The following is a 26550-nucleotide window of genomic DNA, read 5'->3' on the forward strand; positions in this document are numbered from 1 at the left end:
TTACTTCTTCATCAATCAAAAACAGGACACTATAGTGTATGACGTTGTCCTATTTCAATATGACAGCTTAGGGAAATTTTTTCGGCATACATGAAAAAACCTTTCTCCTCATTGTATGCCGAGGAGAAAGGTTCATGACTGATACTTGCATTTTGACCGATATTCTATTCGAGAAAAACAGGTTCCTGTTTGTCATTCACTGTGTACTTTACCGAAAACGCCGGAACGAAAGGCGTCTCTTCCCACATCAAATCTTGGACTTCCTCGCCCGGCTTTACCGTTTTTTTCGACTTCTTCATCAGCTTGGCCAAATCCATCCGGTAATCCACTTTAATGTCGCCTTTTTCATCGACGAGAAGCGGCAGCGAGGTGCCCGAAAGCGGACTCGTGACAGAAGGCGCCTCTTTCAGTCCGAGCTTTTCATGGTCAAGCATGAATAAGTTCTTGGATACGACTTTTTTATACGGCGGATACTTGTGCTGATCTTTATACATTTCGACCCGAAGCTTTAACTCCCTGATCATTTCCGACATTTTTACATCAATGAGCTTGACCGTCGGCTTTTTTTCCACATCGACAAGAACGTACAAGTACTCTCCGCCGTTTTCATAGGATGTGCCCGGCGGCTCAGCCATATACCGGGGGGACAGCCTGTTAAAATCGATAGGGTATTTTTGATAGATTGGCACGCCCATATCCCTTGTCTTAATCGGCAGAAGCCCTCCCGTCGCCTCCCTGAATTCATCAACGGCCGCCTGCACTTCTTTGAGCTGGTGCTGATGCGGTGCGCTGTTTTTCGCCTTTCTTTCTTCAGGGTACAAACAACCGCTTAACATGATTGCGGTCAATAAAATAGCGAGCAGAACGTTTACGATTTTCATATGAATCTTCCTTTTTTATGCATTATTCGTTGACGGGGCCGCTGAAGACGACAAAAAAGACGATCACGCCGGAGATGAGCATACATGTGTAGGCGACAAATGACGTGATAATTTTTAAAAAACGGTTTTTAAATTTATATCTGCTTATGTATATGGCAATCACCGCTAAGAACATCAGGCCCATTGATCCCAAGGCAAACCACATTTTTAACAGACCGACATTCACATTGAAGCCCTCCTTCTACCTTTTCTTGTGATGTAAGCGTTATATTTCATTTTATATAAGAAAAACCAGAAGTTCAACAGCTTTTCCAATATTTCGAAACGGAAAAAGCCGCAAAAAAAAGCCTGAAGCAAAGAGGGGGGCTTTGCTTCAGGCATAATGATTGTGACTATATAACCCAATTTGTAAGATACAGCTCTTCCAGACTTCGATTCTATTTTATGCAAGTCTTCGGACAAATGTATCCTCTCTTGCCTAAGTCTCCAAAATGTTTTGGTTTTTTTAAAACGAACTTAGAGGAGAGTATAAAAGCAGTTGATGATGGGGCGGTCATTTCATTTGATTTTCGAATGTGTTCACAAGATCTTCCATCTCGTGTGTTTTGACTCTTGCCATCAATGATTCGACTGCCGTCTCAACTTTTTCGCCGTCAAACAATACTTTGTGCAGTGCTTCGGTGATCGGCATTTTTACATCAAATTTCTTTGAAAGCTGATAAGCGGCTTTTGTCGTGCGGACCCCCTCGACGACCATCCCCATTTCTTCCAGAACTTCATCCAGCTTGAAGCCTTTACCCAGCATATTACCGGCTCGCCAATTTCGTGAATGGACGCTTGTGCAGGTGACGATCAAGTCCCCGATTCCAGTAAGACCCGAGAATGTCAGCGGATTTCCGCCCATTTTTGTGCCGAGCCGGGCGATTTCTGCCAAGCCCCTTGTAATCAGCGCGGCTTTCGCATTATCTCCGTATCCCAAACCGTCTGTAATGCCCGCGGCAAGCGCAATGACGTTTTTCAGCGCGCCGCCGATCTCTACGCCGATCATATCCGGATTCGTATACACGCGGAAATTCTGGTTCATAAACATATCCTGGATCGCCTGGGCCGATTCAATGCTGCTGTCGGCAGATACCGTTACTGTCGTCGGATGCCTTAAACCGACTTCTTCCGCATGGCTCGGTCCGGACAGAACGACGATGTCCTCCCTTAATTCAGCCGGAATTTCTTCTTTCATCATTTCAGAAATTCGAAGCAGTGTGTCAGGCTCAATTCCTTTTGAAACATGTACAAAAATCGCCTTTTGGTTGATGAAGGAAACAGCCTGTGCCAAAACTTCGCGGATCGCTTTTGTCGGAACGGCGACAATGATCGTCTTGACATCAGCCACTGCAGCTTCAAGATCTGTTGTGGCACGCACGTTTTCAGAAAGTTTGACACCCGGCAGATAATCTTTGTTTTCATGATGTTCATTGATTTGCTGAATCAGTTCTTCACGATGGCCCCATATGCACACATCGTACTGGTTGTCCGCCAAAACGAGCGCCAAGGCTGTTCCCCAGCTTCCGGCTCCCAAAATCGATACTTTTGTCATTTTTACTACACCTCTTTATTTTCTTGCTCTTGCGAAAATCCTGATTGGTGTTCCTTCAAATCCGAAGGCGTCGCGTATCCGGTTTTCCAAAAAGCGTTCGTAAGAAAAATGCATCAGCTCAGGGTCATTGACAAATACGACAAATGTCGGCGGCTTCACAGCCACTTGTGTCGCATAATAAATTTTTAACCGGTTTCCATTATGCGTCGGCGTCGGGTTCATAGCCACCGCATCCATAATGATATCATTAAGAATATTGGTCTGCACCCTCATCGAATGGTTTTCGCTCGCCGTCATGACCGCAGGCATCAGCGTATGGATGCGCTTTTTAGTCAAAGCGGACATAAACAAAACAGGCGCGTAGTCCAAAAATTGAAAGTGGTCTCTAACCTTTTCTTCAAATTCTTTCATCGTCCGCTCGTCTTTTTCGACTGCATCCCATTTGTTTACGACGATGACAACAGCTTTTCCTGCTTCATGCGCATAGCCGGCAATCCGCTTGTCCTGCTCAATAATGCCTTCTTCGCCGTCCAAGACGACGCAGACGACTTCTGAACGGTCGATCGCCTTTAAAGCTCGGAGGACGCTGTATTTTTCAGTTGCCTCATACACTTTCCCCTTTTTTCTCATCCCGGCTGTATCCACGATGACAAAGTCTCTTTGATTGTATGTAAACCTCGTGTCAATGGCGTCGCGCGTCGTTCCCGCAATATTGCTGACGATAACGCGCTCTTCTCCAATCATGGCGTTTACAAGGGAGGATTTTCCGACGTTCGGCCGGCCGATGAGGCAAAATTGAACGACTTCATCCTCATACTTCGTCTCGGGTATGTTTTTAAAATGTTCGCTGACCGCGTCAAGCAGATCGCCGAGACCAAGGCCATGCGTCCCTGAAATCGGGAACGGCTCGCCAAAGCCGAGGGCATAAAAATCGTAAATGTTTGCTCTCATTTCAGGATTATCCACTTTATTAACCGCCAGAACGACGGGTTTTTTTGTACGGTATAAAATTTTTGCCACTTCTTCATCAGCGGCTGTGACGCCTTCGCGGCCGTTCGTCATGAAAATAATCACATCTGCTTCTTCCATGGCGATCTCGGCCTGATGGCGAATCTGCGCCAAAAACGGCTCATCGCCGACTTCGATTCCGCCTGTATCAATCAGGTTGAAGTCGTGATTCAGCCACTCGGCAGAGCTGTATATCCGATCCCGCGTCACGCCAGGTGTATCTTCCACAATCGAAATTCTTTCGCCCGCGATCCTGTTAAAGATCGTGGACTTCCCCACATTGGGTCTTCCAACTATGGCTACGACAGGTTTTCCCATAGTACCCTTCCTTTCAATTCAGTAAAGCTTTTCCATCTTTAAATGAATGATCATTTGTTTCTCTTTTCAAAAAATCAGTTTGAAGAAAGAAACCCTTCTTATTCCATACAGAAGGGCTTAACTCATATATTATATCAATTTCTAAAGAGATCACAACTGTAATTAAAAATGTTTCACAATCAAATAAAGGTCATCTCCTATTCCGTGGGCGATTCCGTCGAGAATGGCTTCAAGGTTTTTGGCGTACGTGTTCATTTCCTCGGGGGTGTCGCAGAAAAATGCAGCCGTCCCGCCGATCACTCTGTCTCGCCTCGTTGTGACGACGGCGAGAATGAATTTTTCGATTGATTCGCTCATTTTATCACCTTGCTGTGCTTTTCTTTAATGAATTCCATCGGTACGCGGATGGCGTTTTCCAGCGTCGGAACATCGCCGATGACCCTGATCGCCGTCTCTTTGTCCTTGATGACCGGAAGGACAAAAACCGCGACCCGCCCGTCATTCAAATCCCTTTTCGCAAGCGGCGAAAGAGAGGGTTCTCCAGAATCTCGATACACGCCGAGCACATTTGAAACGTCAAATAAAATCGCTTGTCTTTGCCCGAGATTGGCAATCGTTACTGCGGAATTAAAATTTTTCGGCTTCAAAATAAACCCCATGCCGTGTTCCAAAATCAGCTTCCGCTTTTCGGGAAGCCCGATATTCATAATGTAAATATTGTCGACATAAAGTCCGGCCCCTTCAAAATGAGGCTTTTTATACTCTATATCGGCGATATCCTTAATAAAGCTTCCGGACATTAAGATTCTGCCCGCGATAAAACAGATCAAAGCAGCAGCAAGGCCTGCCCATACCGATGAAAACAGAATGTATGCGAGGGTCGTCAGGAGCGATGTAAAAATGACAATGTAATTCCTGCTTTCAAAGGCGATCGCGATTCCTTCGATATACGTGCTGCCTCTTGAAACGAGTTCATAGCCGTCAAGCTGCGTCAATGTTTCCCGTTCCATGTTCCGGACATCCCTGAATTGGGTTGCAGCCAGCGTTAAAAACGTAATCGCTGTATAATCCGATTTCAAGATTGACGGAATAATGATCGCGCCAATGCTGGCAGCGATCAAAGCCAGCGCAATATGTATCGTTTTCCCATGAAGATAAGTGGGGTACTGGCGGTAGTCGGTTCGGAGCATATATACTCTGACAACAATACCTGCGACAATTCCCAAGATGATCGGATAAGTATATTGGCTCATGACATTTTTGCTGCTCCTTTATTCAATCGCTTCAATTTATGATAGACTTGATGCATCAGCTGTTCATACTGGGATATTCCGTAAACGAGAACGATCCCCGCAGCGCACATTGACAGCCATGAATAACCGCCCGCTGCAATGTCTCCATAGAGCTTTCTGATGACGAATGTATACAAGAGCTCCCCCTGGCACATCCCGAGCACAAACACCCCGAGACGGACGGCGAAGCTTCTTTCAAAAGCTGCTGTCATGATGACAAACAAGATGATGATCAGCCATTCAGGCTTTAGGATAAACCAAACAGGGTCATATAATGCAAACAGAAACAAAAAACCGTAGGCGGACACCATCGAGAGATGAAGCAGCAGCCGCTTGACACTTTTATGAAGCCTCAAAAAACCGCACAGCATGAAGGCTCCGATATAAAACGACAAATAGGCGGCATTAAAATACATAAAGAGCCTGACCTGATACATACTTAAAATGATGTTGAGCAAAATAAATGCTGACGCATAAAAGCGAAACCTGTTTTTCTCGAGGATAAAAGTCGTCAGCACCCATAAAAACCACATTGACCAATAATAATAGAATTCTTCCATATGTTTTCGTCCTCCATTTTCAGTATGGAGCGACTTAAGATTTTTTAAACGTGCGATAAGGAGGGAACAGCGTTGGGAAAAGACAGACAGGAAAAGAAGCTGAAACAGCAGAAGCGAACCGAATCGGACCGTGACCAGTCGATCAGCTACAATGGCGCCGCCTCTCTCGAAAGTGCGGAGGACGCGCGCAAGCGAAACCCGTAAAAAAACCGGCTCAAGAGAAGCCGGTTTTTTTAACGCATGCTGTAAACAAAGGGGTCAACACCCCTCGCTTTCAGCCAATGATATGTATCGCCCTTGATGACGAGCGGCGCTTTTTTCAACTGTTCAATCGTCCTGCAACCCAAGACGGTCATAATTCTTTTGAAATCTTCTATCAGGCTCTCGATTTCGGCGGCTAACGCCTCTTCTCCCGAAGCTGTCAGCACCTTGAGAAAATAGCCTGCCATCCCAGCCGCAGACGCGCCCAGCGCTATCGATTTGGCCAAATCAAGGGCATCTTGTATGCCGCCGGATGCGATAATCGGCCGATCGCCGGATATCGAACTGACTTCGGCCAGGCTGGCTGCTGTCGATATGCCCCATTGATCGAAAAACTCAACTGCTTTATCCCTGCGCAAATTTTCGATTTTCGAAAAATTCGTTCCCCCGAAACCGCCGACATCGATCGCCTGAACGCCGACGTTAAAAAGCCGGGCCGCGGTATCCCTGCTCATCCCAAAGCCAACCTCTTTTACGGCGACTGGTACGCTGACACTCCGGCAGATGTCTTCAATCCGGCGCAGGCGTCCTGTAAAATTGCGGTCGCCTTCAGGCATGACGATTTCCTGAATCACATTGAGGTGAATTTGAAGCATATCGGCTTCAATCATGTCGACCGCCCGCTTGGCCTGTTCCACTGTCGCTTCGCTCCCCAAATTGGCGAATACAAGCCCCTTCATATTTTCTTTTCTGACGATCTCGTATGAAGGTCGCTCATCGGGATCTTTCAAAGCGGACATTTGCGAGCCGACAGCGACCGGTATGCCTGTTTGTGCAGCCGCCCTCGCCAAAGCCCTGTTGATCTCAAACGTCGCCTTCCCGCCTCCGCCTGTCATCGCATTGATAAAAATAGGCGAACTTAAAAACAGTTCGCCTATTTTGGTTGAAGTATCAACTTGTGACAATTCCGTTTCCGGAAGGCTGACGTGAACAAATGTGATATCATCAAGCCCGGTCTGACGTTTCTGTCCGGTGGACAGGGCATGATCAATGTGTTCTTTTTTTCTTTTTGCTCGCGTCACCATCATCACCAAATTTTACTTTAATTTATTCAGTTTGTCTCCGATCATTTCACCGAGCTGGAACCCTGAAGACTCTTCCTTCGCCTGGTACTGACGGTAATCTTCCTGCTCTGCTTTATCGGTGTTTTCTTCAAGCTCTTTCATGCTTAAAGAAATGCGCTCTTCCTCTTCATTGACATCAAGCACTTTCACTTTTACGTCCTGGCCTTCCTCAAGCACTTCATGAGGCGTTCCGATGTGTTTGTTGGAGATTTGCGAAATGTGGACGAGGCCTTCAACTCCAGGAAGCACTTCGACAAATGCACCGAAGCTCACCAAGCGCTGAACTTTTCCGTCCAATACGTCTCCAGGCTTCACCTTTTCACCGATGTTGGACCAAGGTCCAGGAAGCGTTTCTTTGATCGATAGCGAAATTCGTTCATTGTCGCGGTCGACGGACAGCACTTTGACTTTGACATCCTGGCCTTCTTCGACGACGTCCGACGGTTTTTCAACGTGTGAATGCGAGAGCTGGGAGATGTGAACAAGACCGTCAATGCCGCCGATGTCAACGAAAGCACCGAAGTCTGTCAGGCGCTGTACTTTTCCTTCAAGCACCTGTCCTGCTTCCAGCGTTTGAAGAAATTCTTGTTTTCTTTCTGACTGCTCTTTTTCTACAACCGCACGGTGTGATAAAATCACGCGGTTTTTATCTCTGTCAAGTTCAACGACGATTAAAGTAAGCGTCTTTCCTTTATAATCTGTAAAATCTTCGACAAAATGCGCCTCTACAAGCGATGCGGGAATGAATCCGCGCACGCCGATATCGACGACCAGACCGCCTTTAACGACGTCTTTTACTTCGGCTTCAAACACTTCTTTTGACTCAAACTTTTTCTCTAGGTCTTCCCAAGCGCGGTCTGCATCAACAGCACGTTTTGATAAAATCAATGCATCGTCTTCCACTTTTGTCACTTTTAATTCAAGCTCATCGTCAACATTGACGACATCTGATGCTTTTTCAACATGAAGACTTGATAATTCACTGATTGGGATAATTCCGGTTTGCTTGCAGTTGGGGATGTCAACATCGACATGCTTGTCCTCAACTTTCGTTACAATACCTTTCACCACATCTCCAACCTCTGGTACTTGAACATCAATTTGATTCATTTCCTCTGTCATTTCAATAACCTCCTTGGTCCAAACCTACACAGCTTTTGTAAAAACGGTTATTCCGGACGAAATGATATCCGCTCCGGACAGCCGATATGTATTAAAGAACCATTCAAAAATGGATATTTGAATGTTCTAAAACATGATTTATTATTACTAACTTCTAATAAAAGCCTGTGTTTGTCAAGTCAAAACATGCAGACAATAAGTAATTTGCCCGGATTTTTTATTTTTGAGCCTTTTTGTCTACAATCTGCAGAATTTTTTCGGCCACTTCATCGATCGTCAATGAAGTCGTGTCGATTTCAAGCGCATCGTCCGCTTTTTTCAACGGGGAAATCTCGCGCTCTGAATCGAGTTTGTCACGGCGCCTGATTTCTTCTGCAAGCGTTTCATAATTTACATTGTACCCTTTTTTGACGTTTTCTTCAAAGCGGCGTTTTGCCCGCTCCTCGACGGACGCCAAGAGAAATATTTTCACTTCCGCATTCGGGAGAACGTGGGTTCCGATGTCGCGGCCGTCCATGACGACTCCGCCTTTTTCAGCCAGCTGCTGCTGCCTTTTCGTCATTTCTTCGCGGATCCCGGCGTATTTGGCGACGATGGAGACTTGGTTGCTCACGCTATCCGTGCGGATCGCCTCTGTTACATCTTCGCCTGCGATATAAACCTTCTGCTCTCCTTCAGGCGAAACCGTGAGATCGATGGCAGATTCTTTTAACAAGGCCGTCAGCGCCGCTTCGTCGTTTAAATCAACGCCCTTTTCCAGCGCTAGATACGTAATCGCCCTGTACATGGCACCCGTATCAATATAAATATACGACTTTTTTCTGGCCACGATTTTCGCCACGGTGCTTTTTCCGGCTGCCGCAGGGCCGTCTATTGCAATGCATAATTTCTTTTCCATAATTCCTCTCCTTGCTATCTGGTACTCCTTATAGGATTGTATCATGTATTAGGCGAAAAAGGGGAGATTTTAGCGTGAATTACGGCTTAAATGTCTCGATCCATTCGCCGATTTTCATGTTGTTCACGCCTTCATACTGCACGACCTTTGACAGATAAGGCTCAGCCTTGGAGAAATGAAAAAGAAGCTGCACGCTGATTAAAATGACCGTCTGTACGACGAGTATCTTAAATAATAACCGTTCGATTGTTTTCATATTATTCCTCCGCTGCCCGGAAAATTTATGGCCCCGGGCATTTTCAATTTACCGGCGGACGTTCCGCCCATATGTTCAGTATGGAAATGTTTAGGGCGAATTATTCCAAATGCTAAAAAGGAAAAGGCATGTTATCGCCTTTTCCCTTTGATCTATCGTTTTTACAAGTCGTTGTATATCGGTTCTGCGCTTTTCATTTTCTGAACCTTCTCTTCCGTGCCGTCATTGGCATTGATGAACATGCGGAATGTATCGTTTTCAATCGTGCCGAGAATTTCGTAGCAGAGCACTTCTTGTGAAAGCTCGTTCGTGACTAAAGCAAGGCGCGTCTCCTGAACTTTTACGTTGGGATTCAGGCTTGCTTTCGCTTTTTCAGGCGTTAGTTTGGGCTTCGGCAAGTCTCTTTTTTTATGGGAGATTAAGAAATCCTTTGCATTAAACCCGGTAATCTCGCCGTCGTCAAGTGCGACCTTGATGCGGATGCTGTCCGGATAGAGCCAGACATCGTCCTGGACCGGAACAAATGAAAACACCCCGACGCCGTCGTATTGCGAGCTTTCATCCATCTTCAGGTCTTCTGTTTTATAGCCGTTTTTTTTCAAAAATTGAAGGGCTTTGTTTGACGCATCGTTTAAGCTGATTTTTTCATCTTTAATTTTTTTGTTTTGAATCAGATAAACCGGATATCCGCCTTTTTCGGTAATGTCCATATAAATATCCGCTTTTTGATCAGGGTCCTGCATGCTGATGCTGTATACATCCCTGTTCGTTTTCTTGCCGCTTTTCGACACTTTGATATTGTAATTTTTGTCCTGAGCGAATTTTTGGGCAATCTTGCGCGCTTCTTTTTCGGTTATTCTCTTGCCTTTTAAATGGTCGTACCCTTGCTGCTCTTTTTTCGTGTTCGTCATCTCTGTCGCGCTTAAATCCGTATCCGAAAATGCACTTGCGCTTTTTTCAACGGTTTTAAAGCCATTAATAATCTTATTGTCGCTTTGTTTTTGGCCGGACGCGAGCGCAAGTTCTACATCCATCCATCTCAAATTTTTGTCAATAATCAAATGCTGGACATTACGCAGTTCATTTTGTATATCCTTTGAATTTTCATATAGCTGATTTAAAGAAGCGTACTCTTTTTTATTGAGCGGCTCTTTGTCAAGATCGCGCACGGCTGCTTTGTAGCTGAAATCTCCGACCTTTGCCAAAAACTCTTCGGTCTTGTTAAACGGCATTAAGGTCAGCGGCAGCTGGCTGACATTGTTATGCGCTTCAGAAGTCGTTTTCCAGACTTCCGCCAAAGCGGGAGACAGCGTTTTTTTGCTGTTCATCGCAAGCGTGCTCCCGATTTTATCATGCAGCTGATCCACCTGATAAGTTAAGTCGTGAAATGCCCTTTGATAGTTGTTTTCGGCATGAAGCAAAACGGCGTCTTTCTCCTGATGTTCTTTATAGCCCCAATAGCTTGTTCCGACGATGGCGACACCTAAAAGGGCGATTAAAATTCCTCTGATCATTTATAGCACCTCGCTTTTATTCACAGAAAATGTGTTTACCGATCCTTTTAATTTGAGGTCTGCCCCAAATCCATGAGCTAGTGGCCGTGTCAGGGTTAAAATAGTAAGTGGCATTTTCTGATGGATCCCAGCCGTTGATGGCGTCAAGAACGGCTTTTTTCGCCGTTTCATCCGGCGTCATATAAATCTGTCCGTCCGCGACAGCTGTAAATGCAAGCGGTTCAAAGATAACGCCCGCCACCGTATTCGGGAACGTAGGGCTATCGAGCCTGTTTAATATAACAGCTGCAACGGCAACCTGGCCGTCATACGGTTCTCCGCGCGCTTCACCGTAAACCGCTTGGGCCAACAGATTAATGTCGTTGTTCGAGAATCCGCCCGGCATATTGGCTGCAACGGCATCCTGTTTTTTAGGCGCGGCTTGTTTAGGTGCAGCCTTTGGCTGTGCTTGTTTTTTCGGCTGTGCAGGAGCGGCCTGCTGCTTTTGCTGCGGCTGTTTTTGGGCGGTACCCCGCTGTTGTGCGCCCTGCCGCTGTCTTGCTTCCGCCTTTTTTCTCGCCTGCTGCTGCACTTCTTTTGAAGGCTTCGTCTGATACTTCAGCGGCAGCCCGCCGTAATGTGTAAATTGGTTTCCTTTTCGAAGCTGTCTGTGCACGTAGTCGCTGTAATATTTAGTATGATTGATTAATAATCGTTTTGTTTTCGGCCCGACCAGGCCGTCTGTATCCCTTAAGCCGAACTGATTTTGGAAATTGCGGACGGCCCAGTATGTCGCCCACCCGTATACTCCGTCAATTCTGCCATTGTAATAGCCATTGTATTGAAGTCTTGCCTGCAGTTCAATCACATCATCCCCTGTCGCCCCCCGCTGTATTACCTGTTCAGAAAAGGCAGCGCTTTTTTGACTGAATGGAAGTGAAAGACTGGTTGCCATAATGGTACATAAAATGACATTCAAACAAAAAGAACCTTTCGACTTCATGTTTTAAGCCTCCTCCAGCATTTTTGTAACCATATCTTTTGTAGCGAGGCAGATTTTATACACGCTTTCCTTTCTGTTTCATCTTTAGGCAAATATGCCTGACAAGAAAAATAAAAAAACCGCCCTTTTACAAGGCGGCTATTGCTGAAGAGGCTGCCCGCCGGTTTTGACGGAACGGGCTTTTTTTGCTTTGCGCAAGCCGAACCACCAAAGAAACGCCATAAAGGGCAGCATAAAATAGATCCAGTTTTTTAAGGCGAGCAGAATATAATCGTATAGACCGTGAAGCAAAGCCGGAATAAAAAGCGAGCATAGCAGCCATTTCATCTTTGTTTTGCTATCCGAAAAACGGGCTTTGCCGATGTAAAAGCCCATGATCACTCCGAATAAAGCATGGCTGGAAACCGGAAGCAAAGCGCGCATAAAGGCGTACTCCACCCCGTTTCCGATGAGGTACAATATATTTTCAAGCGTCGCAAACCCCAATGAAAGGCTTGTCCCGTATACGATTCCGTCATAGTGTTCATCAAAGTCGATATGCTGAAAGGTGCTGACCATCAGCAAAAACCATTTTAAAAATTCTTCCAAAAAGCCGGAAGTTAAAAACGAAACGACAAAACTGCCCTCAGAAATGTGTTCTTTTTCCAATACATACTGGATGAACATCGTCGGAAAAACGAGCAAAACCCCCAGTATAAAGAGGCGGATGACCATATGAATGGGCTCGGATTCATATTTTTCCTTTAAGTAAAAATACATTAACAGTGCGATTCCGGGAGCTAGGCCTGCTGAGATAATTCCGAACATGAGGAAACCTCTTTCCTTTTCATCTCATTCTATCCTACCATGATTCGGATTGTTTTGAAATTGAAAAAGAACAGGCCGCCTAATAGCAGAATTTGTCTTTTATGCCTTCTTTATAGCTTGCAAGAAGGACGGCGAGTTTCATTCTCGCTTTTTTGCTGTCATAATCCTTGCCTAAAATGACCCCTTTTTTCGCGAGGTCATAGCTGCTGCCTGCATAGTCATAGGTCGTATAAACTTCGCCTTCCTCTGCGCTCGTCGTGATGACGATATAAACGCCCTGATTTAAAGCTTGTTCGATATCAGCCATCATATTCGGCGGCACCTGCCCCCTTCCGACTCCCTCAAGGACGATCCCTTCGACACCCTCGCGGACGGCGGCTCTGATAAACTTGCCGTCTCCATCAAGATAGCATTTGACGATGTCCACTGCAGGAAGCGGCCTTTGCAGCTGGTGAACATCCCGCTTTAACGGCTTTTGATAAACGTATACTTTGTCGTTATCAATGATCCCTAAGTAGCCGAAACCGAATACGTCAAAACCCTGCAGATTCGAAGCGTGCACTTTTTTAACGTAGCGCGCGTTAAAGATCCTTTCGTTAAAAACAACAACCGTGCCGGCTCCTTTTATATCCGGACTGCAAGCTGTATATACGGCATGCCTGATATTTGTATATGCATCTGTGCCTTGCTGTTCCGGTGCTCGCTGTGAACCTGTGACAACGACCGGCCTCTCATCCTCTATTGTTAAATCCAAAAAATAGGCGGTTTCTTCAAGCGTGTCCGTACCATGCGTTACAACCGCGCCGTCATAGCCGCCGTCCTGAAACACGCGTTCGATGGTTTGCTTGAGCTCTAATAAATGCTGAAATGTTATATGCATACTTGGAAGCTGAAACGCCGGGTAGACATCGATCTGTACATCTTCCGGCAGGCTGCACATTTCGGCTAATTCAGGGCCGCTGATCGCCCCTGCCGCAAGCCGGCCGCTTTCGGTTTTCCGGCTGGCGATCGTTCCTCCCGTTGTAATGAGAGCTACTTTTTTATTCATGTCAAGATGCCCCTTTTCGCGTTGATCTGTGTGCCGATAAAAAAGAGAGCACATCTATATATAGAATATGCTCTCTTTTGCCTGATACAAATCATAAAACATCCGGTTTTTATATCCGTTTAGCAATTTCAGCTGCGATTAAGCCGCCGTGAAAACGGCCGTTTTCAATAAAGATTTCATTTGCGTTGTTCCCGGCCGCAATAACGCCGGCGATAAAGATGCCTTCTTCGTTCGTCTCCATCGTTTCTTCATTAAAGAAAGGACGGCCCGACTCTGCGTCGATTTTGACTCCCATTTTTTGAAGAAAGCTATGATCTGGATGATAGCCGGTCATGGCAAATACAAAATCATTTTTGATCCTGGTTTCTTTTCCGTCGACAGAAAAAATCAGCTCGTCTTCCGTAATTTCTTTGACGACCGCCCGGAATTCCATTCTGATTTTTCCGTGCTTGACAAGCGAAAGGAATTCCGGAAGGATCCACGGTTTGATGCTGGAGGAATATTCGTTCCCTCTGTACAATACGGTCACTCTTGCGCCCGCCTTAACGAGCTCCATTGCCGCGTCGACGCTTGAGTTTTTGCCCCCGATAACTGCAACATCTTTATCAAAGTACGGATGAGCCTCTTTAAAATAATGAAATACTTTTGGAAGGTCTTCTCCCGGTACATTCATATAGTTCGGATTGTCATAATATCCCGTTGCGACAATGCAAAAAGAAGACAAATACGTGTCCTTTGATGTTTCCACGATAAATTGGTTATTCTCTGTTTTTGTTACGGATTGAACTTTCTCAAACGCGTTGATCCGTAGATTTTTTCGTTTGGCGACTTCCCTGTAATAAGAAAGCGCCTGATTTCTGACCGGCTTGTGATTTTCAGTAATAAAAGCCACATCGCCAATCTCCAGTTTTTCGCTTGAGCTGAAAAAGGTTTGGTGAGTAGGATATTGATAAATGCTGTTGACGATGTTTCCTTTCTCAATGACGAGTGCATCTATTCCGATCTCTTGCATGTGAATAGCTGCTGAAAGCCCGCAGGGGCCGCCGCCGATAATGATCACTTTTTCTTCTTTCATGTTCCGTTCATCTCCTGTCATATCCGGCAAATCAAAAAATCTCCTATTTTATGATAGGAGATTTTTTGGGTTGTTGCAAATGTTTGAGCCTATATCCAGCCTCTGAAGCGGGATGCTTCCGCCATCTTGCGGACGCCCACCATATAGGCTGCAAGCCTCATGTCAATTCTGCGGTTGTGCGCCATTTCGTAAATGTTGTTGAACGATTTGACCATCATTTTTTCCAAACGTTCTTCAACTTCTTCTTCAGTCCAGTAGAATCCCTGGTTGTTTTGCACCCACTCAAAATAGGATACCGTTACACCGCCGGCGCTTGCCAGCACGTCCGGTACAAGAAGAATGTCGCGGTCGGAAAGAATTTTCGTCGCTTCGAGCGTCGTCGGGCCGTTGGCAGCTTCGACAACGATTTTCGCCTTGATGTTATGGGCGTTTTCCGCGGTAATTTGATTTTCTATGGCAGCCGGCACAAGAATGTCGCACTCCAGCTCCAGCAGTTCTTTGTTTGTAATGGTGTCATTAAACAGCTTTGTGACCGTTCCGAAGCTGTCTCGGCGGTCAAGCAGGTAATCGATGTCAAGCCCTTCAGGATCGTACAGGCCGCCGTATGCATCAGAAATGCCGACAACCTTTGCACCTGCGTCATACATGAATTTCGCAAGGTAGCTTCCCGCATTTCCGAACCCCTGCACGACGACAGAAGCTCCCTCAATGTCGATGTTTTTCTTTTTCGCCGCCTCTTTAATGCAGATTGTAACCCCTTTTGCTGTCGCAGATTCTCTGCCGTGAGAACCACCTAAAACGAGCGGTTTGCCGGTAATGAAGCCCGGCGAGTTGAATTCGTCGATTCTTGAATATTCGTCCATCATCCATGCCATGATTTGAGAATTGGTAAATACATCGGGAGCCGGTACGTCTTTTGTCGGTCCGACAATTTGGCTGATCGCCCGAACGTACCCTCTGCTTAAACGTTCCAGTTCAGGAAAGGACATATCCCGCGGATCACAGATGATCCCGCCCTTTCCGCCTCCATATGGAAGGTCGATGATGCCGCATTTCAGACTCATCCAAATAGAAAGCGCTTTAACTTCTTTTTCTGTAACTCCCGGATGAAAACGGATGCCGCCTTTTGTCGGCCCTACTGCATCATTGTGCTGGGCTCGGTAGCCCGTGAAAATCTTAACAGATCCATCGTCCATGCGAACCGGAATTTTCACCGTTAAAAAACGAATCGGTTCTTTTAGTAATTCATACACCTCTTCAGGATATCCCAATTTTTCAAGCGCCTTATGTATCACCGTTTGCGTTGATTTCAAAACGTCATGTGTGTTTTCTTCAGTATGACCGGTGTTTTGATCGGCTACCATTATAAGTTAACCTCCTAAAGTCTTTCTGGCATGTTGTCCTTTCAGAGAATAGTATACACCCTTGCACTAATCATGCAAAGAACAATCAACCATTTTTCGTGAAAATATTCAAGAAAAATCATTTTTGTTATATTCTTATTTTCGGCAGAAAAAAACTGCTGTTTAACACAGCAGAATATCTTTTTTGAATGCGGGCTATTTAAAGTATGTCTGAATGGTCTGAACGGCATTGTTCTCCATGATTTTCTTTCCGTATTCCTGAAGCCTGTAAATCGTTAAAGTCGTCGGATTCCCATATTCGGCTAAAATCGAAATCACGCCGTCAACCTCAAGGGAGTCAAAATCGTCGAGACTTAAGAAATACCTGCCCTCATAGTGGTAGACTGTCCCGCCTTGAATACCGATGCGGTCCAGATTTTTGGAAAGTTCAATCAGATGCTCAAACGTTTGAAATTCATATATAATGTCAACACTTTCGCCAAGTTTGACTTGCATTTCAATATAGTCCTCATCATACTCATTATCGTCTTCATCTGTTTCCTGATTTTTTGTGACAATGATGACCATTCCTTGTGCTTGAAGAGAATACACTTCAACAGCGATTGGGCCATTCGCTTCGAACCCGAGCTCTGTATTCGCTTCGTTCATCATGTCCTTAAACAGCTGCTGAACTTTAAATGAGTCTTTCCAAAGGTCTTCTTTCGTCAGCCCCCGGTCTGTCAGATCGTCAAGTGTCAGAAAGATTTTGATCTTATTATAATTTAGACGCTCAAGCCGCATAACGTTCCCTCCTGCCTCTTCTTGCACACATCATATATCTTATTATATGGAGATGATGAGTCATAGGTTCTTAATTTTGATACCAGTTTACACTGTGTTTGAGAGGAAGACAAGCACAATGCCGCCTTTTCGTTTTTTTTCAGTGAAAAAGCATCAGTTTCCTTCCATACGGGGGCCCGGAACCAGCTTGATCAGATGGGTTTCCGGCCTCGCTCCGAGCCGCAGAGGAAGCTTCGACGTTCCATAGCCGTTGCTGATCAAGTACGGAGCCTTGAAAACAGTGCCGGTTCCTCCGATTTCACAGAGCCCGAATCTGCCGAAGCGAATCTGTCCTCCGTGGGTATGACCGCTCAATATCAGGTCAATACCGTCCGCCTCCTGTATTTGATGATGAATCTCCGGATTATGTGACACAAGGACAGTCGGAAAACCCGGCTGCACGCCGCCGAGAGCTGCCGGGTAATCATCCAATTCGAGTCTGATGTCATCCACTCCGCAAATATTGACAGTTTGTCCTTGATGGTCATGCAATACCGAAGCATTGCGCAAAGGCGTTACACCGTATGTCTTGAATATTTCCAGCAGCCTTTCCTGATCAACTTCATAATCGTTATTTCCCCATACAAAATACGTTTTTCCCAAACTTGAAAGCCTTTTGATATTTTCTTCAATTCTCGTATAAGGGACGCCGCCCTCTGCTAAGTCGCCGCCGATGATGACGAGCTGAACCCCGCGTTCTTTCACTTCACAAATAATGTCTTCGCTGACTGTCCGCCTATGAATATCTGAAATAAAAAAGACATTCAATTCCTTTTTCAGGCGCCCGAGTGAAAATTCAGCCTTCAACACCCGGTTTTCGCGCGCGATGGCTGACATTTTCCACACTAAAGCAGCAAGGCCGATGAAAGCGGCCGAAGCCAGACTGAGCCAATAGATCATGTGCATTCTCCAATCTGTTTTGTTTATGATAAGACGGCTTGATGCAAAAAGACGTTTCTTTTAACAAGAAAACGTCTTTTATTTGCTTTCGAAATAAAGATTAATGTCATACTGCTGTTTCATGATCTTAAAAACCGTTTCCCTTGATTTCCACTCTTCAGGCTGGGGCCATAGATCCGTGCTTTTCTGAATAATCTCGCATCTCAGCTTATGATATTCCCCTTCTGCTTTTTCTTCCTTCTTTTTAAAATAGTAAGCGGTGCTGTATGCAAAAGCGGCCGACAAGATCCACAGCAGATAGACGGAGTCATTCAGCAAGCCGGAAAGGAAGCCGTTTTGCCCAATCCCCTTTGACGCTGCAAACACACAAAACGAAACCGCGCATATCGCCGCCACCGCCTGCCACCTGAATGTCTGTCTGGCATAGTTTTCGTACTTTTTCTTCCTTTTAATTAAGGCGCGGAGCATTTGTTTCGTCGGTTCGTCCGTAAAACGGTCCAGCTCTTCAAGCTCGCTTCCCACAGTCCTCACACCTTGTCCTATTTGTTAGTACAATGTATATGTATTCGCGGGCAAAATCATGCCACTGTTAATAAATCGGGATATCCAGGACCTGGCCGGCGTAGACATTGTTGCCTGATAATTGATTGTAGTTGCGGATTTTTTCCTCTCCTGACCGGTTCTTATAATATTTCATCGAAATCCGGAAAAGCGTCTCTTTTTCGCCAACCGTGTGCTTCAGCACCTTTTTGGGCTGCGGTGCTTGCTGAACTGGCGGCGTTTGAGGCGCGTTTGCCGTTTTCTTCTCTTGTTCCGCAGGCTGCTTCGATGCGGCGGGCTTCTTTGCAGCGACAGGCTGCTCATCTGCTTTTTTTGCCTCTTTAGGCCGCTCTTTTTGCTTTTGCTCGTCTTTTTTTGACGGTTCATCCTCTTTATTTTCCGGCTGTTTGCTCTCTTTCAGCTTTTCTTCTTGAAGGGCGGCGGCTGTATGCTGCGAAGCCGCCTTTTGATCCGCTTCTTGTTCACCGTTTTGATTTTCATTCGTCATTCCCGTTTCACCTTTGTTTTCATAAAACACATTATCATATTGATCAGGGTCGGTATCGCCTCCTTGATTCAGCATGTACATGAACACCACGAAGACGATGATCGGAATGAAAACAAACATGACTGCAAGAGACGTGAATAGTGGATTTCTGTCTTTATTCTTTTTTTTGCTGGACTTCTTTTTTTTATGATAAGTCCGTCTGGAAGGAATCTCCTCATCAAGTGTCTCCAGTTCAACAGCCGCGGCCGCCTCCCGGTTCATTTCAGCGCTGGCCTTCTCCTGTTCCCTCTTCTTCCTCTCTATTCTTGACATCTCCGTCATGTGAACTCCTCCTTACGTGTTGAAAACGAATCTGGCACGCAAATACAACATCGATCAAAAAATGTGCCGTGACAGGAACAAATAAATTCCCTGTCCGTTCAAAGCTCAATCCGAGCAAAAAGCTGATGGACACCACCATTACAAACAGCAGCCATTTTTTTAAATAACGAAAATGCAATATCGCGAAAATAATGCTCGCCGCCCAGAGACCGAAATGCGTCTGGATAACGCCCCTGAACAATATTTCCTCTGCAAATGCAATGAAAAGGGTAAGAATCACGATATGCGGATACGAGCGTTCACGAAAGAGCTTTTCATTTATCCCTTCATCGTCATACATATGCTTGGGAGCCCATTTCATCACCATCAGGTCGGCGATGATCACGAGAGCCGCGAGCGGCGCCCCGTACTTCAGGATGCTCAAGTCCGATGGATTCCAAAGCGATAGAAAAGCGTCTGCATCATCAAATAAAAAGATGCCCATCAATAATGCGGTAAAAAGCATCAGCGTCTGGGAAAAATAGAGCTGTTTCAGCATTTCCCCGTCTGACAGGCGACGTATGATTTCCGACTGTTTTTTCAGCATACACGATCACAGCTGGCGGCAAATATGGTATCCAATTCTTCTTCCCACGCTGTCAATTTGTTCATAGACGGACGGTCTCCTTTGACTTCGTATGCTTCAAGACTTAAACCGCAGGATGTGCAGCACGCTGTTTCATCCGTTTTCGGCGGCTTTTTTTGTTCATTAAAATAAGCGAGCAAGCTTTCCCTGAAACACCCTTCTGTTTCGGTGACGGCGGCGAATCCCGCCGCTTTTTTCAATTTGAGCTGCCTGCGGCTGTCCATCTCCCTCTGAATGACCGCCCGGCCATCGCCGCCCAGATGATGCACCTTCTCATAAAGATGGAGAAAATGGCGGGCTTGCGTTTCCGATAAACCGGCCAGCTGCAGAGCTTCCCGCCGGCAGCGTTCATCTTTCACTCCTGCAAGCTTTTCGTATAAAAAGCCGATATCGCTTTGGGAGAGGGCTTCCATTTGAATCAGCTGCTCCTGGATTTCCTCGTCTCCCGGAGCCTTCAGCAAAATGCTGACGCTCCGCTTTCCATCCCTGCCGGCACGTCCGATTTCCTGCAGATACGCCTCAATCGTCTGCGGGAGGCTAAAGTGGATCACATATCTGATATCCGGCTTGTCCACTCCCATACCGAAGGCGTTTGTACAGCAGACCACATCAAGCTGATTGCGGATAAACTGCTGCTGGATCAGCATCCTGTCGCTTGCCTCCATCCCGCCATGATAAAATCCCGTTCTCAAGTTTGCTTCTTTACGGAGCTTGTCAGCCAGTTCTTCAGCCCATTTTCTCGTCGGGCAATAAACAAGGCCAGGACCTTGCAGCTTTTGAACCAGCCCTGTCAGCCGCTCCGTCTTCTCAGCAGTATCCCTCAGCTTTTCAATATGAAGCGCAATGTTCGGACGGTCGACCGAATGAATCAAATAATTGGCGGCTTTAAGCCCCAGGATTTCCGAAATGTCCTTTAATGTCGCTTCGGTTGCCGTTGCTGTAAGCGCCAGAGTGACGGGATGACCGAGGAGCGCCTTGATGTCTCCAAGCTTCGAATAATCAGGCCTGAAATCATGCCCCCATTGTGAGATGCAGTGGGCTTCATCAACGACAAAAAGGCTGACATTGAGCAATTGAAGCTTTTTCAGCATTTGGCCGGACTGAAGCGCTTCTGGTGAAATGTACAGATATTTGAGGCGGTGAAGCCGGTTTAATACGTCATTTTTTTCTTGGTGTGTCAAAGCGCTGTTCAAGGCGGCAGCTCTCTTCTCTCCGCGCATCTTCAATTGCTGCACCTGGTCTTCCATTAAAGACAAAAGCGGCGAGACGATCAGGACGGTGCCGTCTAACAAAAGCCCTGGGAGCTGATAGCACAGCGATTTCCCGCCTCCTGTCGGAAGCATCGCCACCGTGTCCCGTCCCTCCAGCACGCTTTTGATGATCGTTTCCTGGCCTTTTTTAAAAGCATGATAACCAAAATACCTGCGGAGCGCCTGATGAAGTTTATCCATTCCTGATCACCGTTTTCGACAGGGCCAGGCGGATTTTAAAATAACTGTATCGGCCGCCGAGTCCCTCTTTAATTTGTCTGATTTTATTGGTTTGGTTCGCTATCGCATAATCGGCAATAATTTTCTGTTCCTCTTTCGACACGTACTGATCGATGGAAAAAGACGGATCATGAATGGCGATTTCCACAATGTGATCCTCGATCGTCGCCAATTTCAGCTTTCTAATTTTTGCGATCCGGTCTATTGTATACCCTTCTTTTATAAGAAAGAGCGTTTTTCTCGTCGATTGTGTCAGACCATCATTCAAAGGAATGTCATGAATGAGCGTTTGAAAAAGCGGACTTTCACCATTTTGGGCGGATTGAATAAAATGGTGCAGAACATCCCAAAACAGTGCATATATGTACCACTCATCAAGGTTCATTTTTTCGGAAAGCTGTCTGAATGTATAGCCCGCTTTTGTTCTGGATGTCAGGGAGTGAACAAAAATAGCGGCCTGTTCATCATGATTTAAAACAGACAGCTTCTCTTTCAGCTCTTGGTGAAACTGGGCCGCTGTTTCAGCAGCATTCCGGTTTCTTAAATACTGTTTAACCCAGTTCTGAATCTGATAATCTTTTACGATCGGCAAATACACGCGTTCGCGGTAAAGCTTGTTGGAGAGCACTTGGATCAAAAGCGACATCCTTGCCCACATCACTTTGGCTGCCGCCTGATAATAGCCGCCGTGAAAATGGCGGGGCCACGGATAAAGGGCAAAAAAGCCGGCAAGTTCCGCTTCTCCTTTTTCGGTGACGGTGTAAGCGCCGCTTTCCGCTTTTTCTCTGACCAAAGACTCCTGCTTCAATCGTTGAACGCTGGCTGCCACCTGCTCTCTCGACAGAGCCGAACAAAAGCCGAAGTATTTTGAAACGGCAAATAAACCGGCGTCCTGTATCGTCTGTGACGACCTTTTTCCTTTTAATAAATGATAGACCGCGCTTGGAGAACGCTCACCCTTCATGGATGACAGAATGTCAAGCACAATCGCGTCAAAAAAATGAACCGGCATATCATCACCTGCAATCTTCCGGCAACATTCGATCATTTCTTCCTTTTATTTTAACAGATTTTGCGGAGAAATCGACGTTTAAACTCATATAAAAGGGGTATGTTAGCAGTAGAACCCTTGTGTGATAAGCATTCTCAATATTTTTGAGTTGAAATGTAAGATTAACACCATTACAATAAGGAATGGGAATAGGTTTCATATCGGATAGATAGAGGGTTAAACCATTTGTTCCAACGAAGAACAATCTGGGAGGTTTTTTATTCATGCCAAAATATACAATTGTAGACAAAGATACGTGCATCGCATGCGGAGCTTGTGGTGCTGCGGCTCCTGATATTTATGATTACGACGATGAGGGAATCGCATTTGTCACCCTTGACGACAATCAGGGTGTCGTCGAAGTCCCTGACGTCTTAGAAGAAGACATGATGGACGCGTTTGAAGGCTGTCCTACAGATTCGATCAAAGTTGCGGATGAGCCGTTCGAAGGCGACCCGCTTAAACACGAATAAAGCCAAAAAACATCCGGTGCACAAAGTGCCGGATGTTTTTTTATGAGATAAGCACGGCTTTACCAACAAGCAAAAAGAAGCCGGCTAAAGACATCCGGCTTCTTCTGCAGCTGACAATATCCGGGAACATGCACCCGATATTGTCATGTTTATTTATTTGGCCATGCGGACGTTTTCCTTCAGCCGCGGTTTCAGCGAAAGGAAAATCGGCGTGGACACGAGGGCCACAGCGATGCCTTTAATGAAATTAAAAGGCAGGATTCCGGCCAGAACTGTTGTCTTGAGCGCCTCTCCAGTCAGCGCTGGAGCATTTAAAAACCAAGTGTAGGCAGGCAGAAACAGCAGATAATTTAAAATGCTCATCGAAACGGCCATCACAAGCGTCCCTGCGAAAAGAGCTGTGACAAACCCTTTGGCAGAACTTGATTTTTTCAGCAGTACAGCTGCCGGCAGGATAAACAATGTTCCGGCAATGAAGTTAGCCGCCTGATCAATCGGAACGCCCGAGGCGCTTCCTGCAATAAAGTAATTCAGCACGTTTTTGATCGCTTCAACGGCAATCCCGGCTCCCGGACCGTACAAAATAACAGCGAGCAATGCCGGGATATCACTGAAATCGATTTTTAAATACGGGAATGCCCCCAGGATCGGAAAGCTCAGCATCATTAAAATAAATGCGATGCTGCTCAGCATGCTGATAGAGACGAGACGTCTCACCTTGTTGTGTTTCATTTTGTCACTCTCTCCTTTTCGATCACATCTCACGAAAAGAGGAATGGTTCTTTCCCCTGTCCTAAACAAAAAACCCGCTTTATTGAAAAAGCGGGGCTGTTTTACAGACAGGTCAAATAAACGTTTGAAAATGTTCATTTCAAAACGCGCGGAACCTCCATCTTCTCCCATCCAGACTATACTGTCGGCTTCGGAATCGCACCGAATCCTGCCCATAAAAAGGCTCGCGGGCTTAGAGCGCTTGCTCATCACCGCCGGTAGGGAATTTCACCCTGCCCCGAAGATTGATCTTATTTATTTTTAATACTGATATTATTATAAATTAATTGTGAAAAAATGTACAGGTGCAAAGCTTATTGCGCTGTTTTGGGACATCCTGCACGATATTTCGGTAAACTCACTTTTTCCGCACACTAAAAACCGCACATTCACAGTTATTTCATTTTTAATTTTCGTCTTTCCGCGTGAAACTCATTGACACTCTTTATGGAATATGGTAAATTATCAGATATTTATGACGCTTATTTAGGAGGAAATCTTACATGTTTCGAGTATTGGTCTCAGATAAAATGTCCAGCGACGGCCTCAAACCATTAATGGAAGCAGATTTTATTGAAATTGTAGAAAAGAATGTTGCGGAAGCGGAAGACGAGCTTCATACGTTTGACGCGCTCTTGGTGCGGAGCGCCACGAAGGTAACCGAAGAGCTGTTTAAAAAGATGACTTCGCTGAAAATCGTCGCCAGAGCAGGTGTCGGCGTCGACAATATCGATATTGACGAGGCGACAAAACACGGTGTTATCGTCGTAAACGCGCCAAACGGGAATACAATTTCAACCGCTGAACATACCTTTGCAATGTTTTCAGCGTTAATGAGACATATTCCGCAGGCAAACATCTCCGTGAAATCAAGGGAGTGGAATCGTTCGGCTTACGTCGGTTCAGAGCTTTACGGAAAAACGCTCGGCATCATCGGAATGGGCCGCATCGGAAGCGAAATCGCGAGCCGCGCAAAAGCATTCGGTATGACCGTTCATGTATTTGACCCGTTCCTGACCCAAGAAAGGGCAAGCAAGCTCGGCGTTAACGCGAACAGCTTTGAAGAAGTTCTGGCATGCGCCGACATCATTACGGTTCATACCCCGCTCACGAAAGAAACGAAGGGACTTTTGAACAAAGAAACCATCGCAAAAACGAAAAAAGGCGTTCGTCTCGTTAACTGTGCAAGAGGCGGCATCATCGATGAAGCAGCGCTTTTGGAAGCTCTGGAAAGCGGACATGTCGCTGGCGCTGCCTTGGATGTATTCGAAGTCGAGCCTCCGGTCGATTCAAAACTGATCGATCATCCGCTTGTAGTCGCGACTCCTCACTTGGGCGCCTCAACAAAAGAAGCCCAGCTGAATGTCGCTGCACAAGTGTCCGAAGAAGTCCTTCAGTATGCGCAAGGAAACCCTGTGATGTCCGCGATCAACCTTCCGGCCATGACAAAGGATTCATTCGAAAAAATCCAGCCTTATCATCAGTTTGCCAATACGATCGGAAACCTTGTGTCTCAGTGCATGAATGAGCCTGTTCAAGATGTAGCCATCCAATATGAAGGCTCCATCGCCAAACTTGAAACGTCATTTATTACGAAAAGCCTTTTGGCCGGATTTCTGAAGCCGAGGGTCGCGGCTACCGTTAACGAAGTGAATGCCGGCACCGTTGCGAAAGAGCGCGGCATCAGCTTCAGCGAAAAAATTTCTTCCAATGAGTCAGGCTATGAAAACTGCATCTCTGTGACTGTCACGGGAGATGTAACAACATTCTCTTTAAGAGCGACGTACATTCCGCACTTCGGCGAACGCATCGTTGCCTTAAACGGCTTTGATATTGATTTTTATCCGGCTGGACACCTTGTCTACATTCACCACCAGGATAAACCAGGGGCTATCGGCCATGTCGGACGAATTTTAGGAGACCATGACATCAATATCGCCACTATGCAGGTAGGCCGAAAAGAAAAAGGCGGAGAAGCGATCATGATGCTTTCCTTTGACCGCCACCTTGAGGACGATATTTTAGCTGAGCTGAAAAACATCCCGGATATCGTGTCTGTTAAAGCCATCGACCTTCCTTAAACAGAAGCTGCGGAACCTGAAAAGAATTCCTTTCAGGTTCCGTTTTTTTTAGGAATTCTCCCTGATCTCAAGCATCTGGCGGGGATAAATCCGCTCTCCTTTCAAATCGTTCCATTCTTTGAGGCGCTGTACAGTTACGCCCATTTTTTCGGCGATATGATGAAGCGTATCCCCTTTCCGCACTACATATGTACCGGTCTTCGATTCATCGTCATGAAGGCGGAGTGTTTGGCCGGCCTTGAGATTTGAATGTTTCAACCCGTTTATTCTCATGATCTCCTCGATGGATATACCGCTATCCTTGCTGATTCTCCAGAGCGTGTCCCCTTTTTGAACGGTCACCGCACCGCTCATTGTCCCGGCGTTTTGATGAACGTGGATAGAATTTTGCCGGAACGCCTCCTCACGAAGCACCGTCAGCGGATTGATTGCATATCTTTTATCTTCAGTCCATGAACCGTGATGCATTTCAAAATGCAGGTGGGTTCCGGTCGATATTCCCGTATTGCCGATGATTCCGATTTGCTCGCCTTTTTTCACCCGCTCCTTTTCCTTTTTCAGGCGTTTGCTTAAGTGGGCATAAACGGTTTCATATCCGTTGTCATGTTTAATAAATATCACTTGGCCGTAGGAGTCGGATTGATACGATTTGCTTATCGTTCCGTCTGCGGCTGCCGCTACTGCTTCCCCTTCGGGAGCAGCGATGTCAAGCCCCTTATGCTTTCCGCCTCTCGTACCGAATTGATCTGTGATCTCTCCTTTAATCGGTTCAATCCACTCTGAGGCTTCCGCCCCCGGGGCATTGACGAAAAGCGCCAATCCCGAAAGCCATGCGATCGCGAACAGGAAGTTTTGATGTCTGAGTTTCTTCAAGGTTTTCCATATCCTCCTATTACATGCATCTTCGGTAAAATTGCCCCCTATTCG

General features: G+C 46.0%; 29 protein-coding genes and 1 riboswitch. Of the genes, 3 read left to right on the plus strand and 26 right to left on the minus strand.

What is annotated here, in order from left to right:
- Nucleotides 1-164 precede the first annotated feature (164 nt).
- The 7 genes from MKY62_RS11995 to MKY62_RS12025 form a co-directional block, all read right to left on the minus strand.
- Nucleotides 165-881: a hypothetical protein gene (locus MKY62_RS11995; protein ID WP_003183010.1), complete on the minus strand. Its 717-nt coding sequence runs from the start codon at nt 879-881 to the stop codon at nt 165-167.
- Between the two features lie 22 nt (nt 882-903).
- Entirely contained in the window at nt 904-1107 is a 204-nt protein-coding gene (locus MKY62_RS12000; protein WP_003183013.1) for a DUF2768 domain-containing protein, read from the minus strand.
- Nucleotides 1108-1434: 327 nt separating this feature from the next.
- Nucleotides 1435-2475 carry an NAD(P)H-dependent glycerol-3-phosphate dehydrogenase gene (locus tag MKY62_RS12005; RefSeq protein WP_003183015.1) on the minus strand — a complete coding sequence of 347 codons (1041 nt, stop codon included), beginning with the start codon at nt 2473-2475 and terminating at the stop codon, nt 1435-1437.
- Nucleotides 2476-2490: 15 nt separating this feature from the next.
- Nucleotides 2491-3801, minus strand: coding sequence for a ribosome biogenesis GTPase Der (gene der / locus MKY62_RS12010; protein WP_003183017.1), 1311 nt, complete (start codon nt 3799-3801; stop codon nt 2491-2493).
- Nucleotides 3802-3963: 162 nt separating this feature from the next.
- Entirely contained in the window at nt 3964-4158 is a 195-nt protein-coding gene (locus MKY62_RS12015; protein WP_003183019.1) for a hypothetical protein, read from the minus strand.
- Nucleotides 4155-5054 (minus strand): YIEGIA family protein, encoded by a 900-nt coding sequence (locus MKY62_RS12020; protein ID WP_003183021.1) that lies wholly within the window; start codon nt 5052-5054, stop codon nt 4155-4157. Before MKY62_RS12020 ends, MKY62_RS12015 begins: the two co-directional genes overlap by 4 nt.
- Complete coding sequence (locus MKY62_RS12025) at nt 5051-5653, minus strand: hypothetical protein (RefSeq protein WP_003183023.1); 603 nt, start codon at nt 5651-5653, stop codon at nt 5051-5053. The genes MKY62_RS12020 and MKY62_RS12025 overlap by 4 nt, the downstream gene beginning before the upstream one ends.
- Nucleotides 5654-5725: 72 nt before the next feature.
- Between MKY62_RS12025 and MKY62_RS12030 the strand changes: the two genes are divergently transcribed.
- Nucleotides 5726-5857, plus strand: a complete 132-nt coding sequence (locus MKY62_RS12030) for a YpzI family protein (protein WP_003183025.1) — start codon at nt 5726-5728, stop codon at nt 5855-5857.
- Nucleotides 5858-5886: 29 nt separating this feature from the next.
- Here the strand turns inward: MKY62_RS12030 and fni are convergent, their stop codons facing one another.
- The 17 genes from fni to MKY62_RS12115 form a co-directional block, all read right to left on the minus strand.
- The gene (gene fni, locus MKY62_RS12035) at nt 5887-6936 is read right to left on the minus strand and encodes a type 2 isopentenyl-diphosphate Delta-isomerase (RefSeq protein ID WP_011198074.1); all 1050 of its coding nucleotides are present in this window, start codon (nt 6934-6936) and stop codon (nt 5887-5889) included.
- Between the two features lie 15 nt (nt 6937-6951).
- The gene (gene rpsA / locus MKY62_RS12040) at nt 6952-8100 is read right to left on the minus strand and encodes a 30S ribosomal protein S1 (protein ID WP_003183030.1); all 1149 of its coding nucleotides are present in this window, start codon (nt 8098-8100) and stop codon (nt 6952-6954) included.
- 217 nt (nt 8101-8317) lie between these two features.
- On the minus strand, nt 8318-8998 hold the full coding sequence (gene cmk / locus MKY62_RS12045) for a (d)CMP kinase (protein ID WP_003183032.1): 681 nt from the start codon (nt 8996-8998) through the stop codon (nt 8318-8320).
- A gap of 79 nt (nt 8999-9077) precedes the next feature.
- Nucleotides 9078-9254, minus strand: a complete 177-nt coding sequence (locus MKY62_RS12050; RefSeq protein ID WP_003183034.1) for a YpfB family protein — start codon at nt 9252-9254, stop codon at nt 9078-9080.
- A 161-nt stretch (nt 9255-9415) separates the two neighbouring features.
- On the minus strand, nt 9416-10768 hold the full coding sequence (gene ypeB, locus MKY62_RS12055; RefSeq protein ID WP_003183036.1) for a germination protein YpeB: 1353 nt from the start codon (nt 10766-10768) through the stop codon (nt 9416-9418).
- A 16-nt stretch (nt 10769-10784) separates the two neighbouring features.
- Nucleotides 10785-11750, minus strand: coding sequence for a spore cortex-lytic enzyme (gene sleB / locus MKY62_RS12060; protein WP_003183038.1), 966 nt, complete (start codon nt 11748-11750; stop codon nt 10785-10787).
- A gap of 138 nt (nt 11751-11888) precedes the next feature.
- Nucleotides 11889-12557 (minus strand): glutamic-type intramembrane protease PrsW, encoded by a 669-nt coding sequence (gene prsW, locus MKY62_RS12065; RefSeq protein WP_003183040.1) that lies wholly within the window; start codon nt 12555-12557, stop codon nt 11889-11891.
- Between the two features lie 79 nt (nt 12558-12636).
- Nucleotides 12637-13605, minus strand: a complete 969-nt coding sequence (locus MKY62_RS12070; protein ID WP_003183042.1) for an asparaginase — start codon at nt 13603-13605, stop codon at nt 12637-12639.
- A 109-nt stretch (nt 13606-13714) separates the two neighbouring features.
- Nucleotides 13715-14680, minus strand: a complete 966-nt coding sequence (locus MKY62_RS12075; protein ID WP_011198076.1) for a YpdA family putative bacillithiol disulfide reductase — start codon at nt 14678-14680, stop codon at nt 13715-13717.
- An 89-nt stretch (nt 14681-14769) separates the two neighbouring features.
- Complete coding sequence (locus tag MKY62_RS12080; protein ID WP_003183047.1) at nt 14770-16044, minus strand: Glu/Leu/Phe/Val dehydrogenase; 1275 nt, start codon at nt 16042-16044, stop codon at nt 14770-14772.
- 195 nt (nt 16045-16239) lie between these two features.
- Nucleotides 16240-16824: a genetic competence negative regulator gene (locus MKY62_RS12085; RefSeq protein WP_003183050.1), complete on the minus strand. Its 585-nt coding sequence runs from the start codon at nt 16822-16824 to the stop codon at nt 16240-16242.
- A 153-nt stretch (nt 16825-16977) separates the two neighbouring features.
- Complete coding sequence (locus MKY62_RS12090; protein WP_003183052.1) at nt 16978-17763, minus strand: metallophosphoesterase; 786 nt, start codon at nt 17761-17763, stop codon at nt 16978-16980.
- 78 nt (nt 17764-17841) lie between these two features.
- Nucleotides 17842-18285, minus strand: a complete 444-nt coding sequence (locus tag MKY62_RS12095; protein ID WP_011198077.1) for a YpbF family protein — start codon at nt 18283-18285, stop codon at nt 17842-17844.
- Nucleotides 18286-18352: 67 nt separating this feature from the next.
- Nucleotides 18353-19132: a LysM peptidoglycan-binding domain-containing protein gene (locus MKY62_RS12100; RefSeq protein ID WP_011198078.1), complete on the minus strand. Its 780-nt coding sequence runs from the start codon at nt 19130-19132 to the stop codon at nt 18353-18355.
- The gene (locus tag MKY62_RS12105) at nt 19074-19718 is read right to left on the minus strand and encodes a CPBP family intramembrane glutamic endopeptidase (RefSeq protein WP_003183057.1); all 645 of its coding nucleotides are present in this window, start codon (nt 19716-19718) and stop codon (nt 19074-19076) included. Before MKY62_RS12105 ends, MKY62_RS12100 begins: the two co-directional genes overlap by 59 nt.
- A complete protein-coding gene (locus MKY62_RS12110) occupies nt 19712-21208 on the minus strand; it encodes an ATP-dependent DNA helicase RecQ (RefSeq protein ID WP_003183060.1) in 1497 nt (498 codons plus the stop codon). The genes MKY62_RS12105 and MKY62_RS12110 overlap by 7 nt, the downstream gene beginning before the upstream one ends.
- Entirely contained in the window at nt 21201-22259 is a 1059-nt protein-coding gene (locus tag MKY62_RS12115; RefSeq protein ID WP_003183062.1) for a helix-turn-helix domain-containing protein, read from the minus strand. Before MKY62_RS12115 ends, MKY62_RS12110 begins: the two co-directional genes overlap by 8 nt.
- Before the next feature lie 263 nt (nt 22260-22522).
- Here MKY62_RS12115 and MKY62_RS12120 point away from each other — a divergent pair, with 263 nt between their 5' ends.
- Nucleotides 22523-22771: a ferredoxin gene (locus MKY62_RS12120; protein WP_003183064.1), complete on the plus strand. Its 249-nt coding sequence runs from the start codon at nt 22523-22525 to the stop codon at nt 22769-22771.
- A 153-nt stretch (nt 22772-22924) separates the two neighbouring features.
- Here MKY62_RS12120 and MKY62_RS12125 read toward each other — a convergent pair whose 3' ends face one another.
- A complete protein-coding gene (locus MKY62_RS12125; RefSeq protein WP_003183066.1) occupies nt 22925-23503 on the minus strand; it encodes an ECF transporter S component in 579 nt (192 codons plus the stop codon).
- A 155-nt stretch (nt 23504-23658) separates the two neighbouring features.
- Nucleotides 23659-23792, minus strand: a riboswitch (FMN riboswitch).
- Nucleotides 23793-24045: 253 nt separating this feature from the next.
- Between MKY62_RS12125 and serA the strand changes: the two genes are divergently transcribed.
- On the plus strand, nt 24046-25623 hold the full coding sequence (gene serA, locus MKY62_RS12130) for a phosphoglycerate dehydrogenase (protein ID WP_003183068.1): 1578 nt from the start codon (nt 24046-24048) through the stop codon (nt 25621-25623).
- A 48-nt stretch (nt 25624-25671) separates the two neighbouring features.
- Here serA and MKY62_RS12135 read toward each other — a convergent pair whose 3' ends face one another.
- On the minus strand, nt 25672-26496 hold the full coding sequence (locus MKY62_RS12135; protein WP_003183070.1) for a M23 family metallopeptidase: 825 nt from the start codon (nt 26494-26496) through the stop codon (nt 25672-25674).
- Nucleotides 26497-26550: the final 54 nt, after the last annotated feature.

Source organism: Bacillus sp. FSL R7-0646 (genome assembly GCF_037969865.1).
GTDB classification, from domain to species: Bacteria; Bacillota; Bacilli; order Bacillales; family Bacillaceae; genus Bacillus; species Bacillus licheniformis.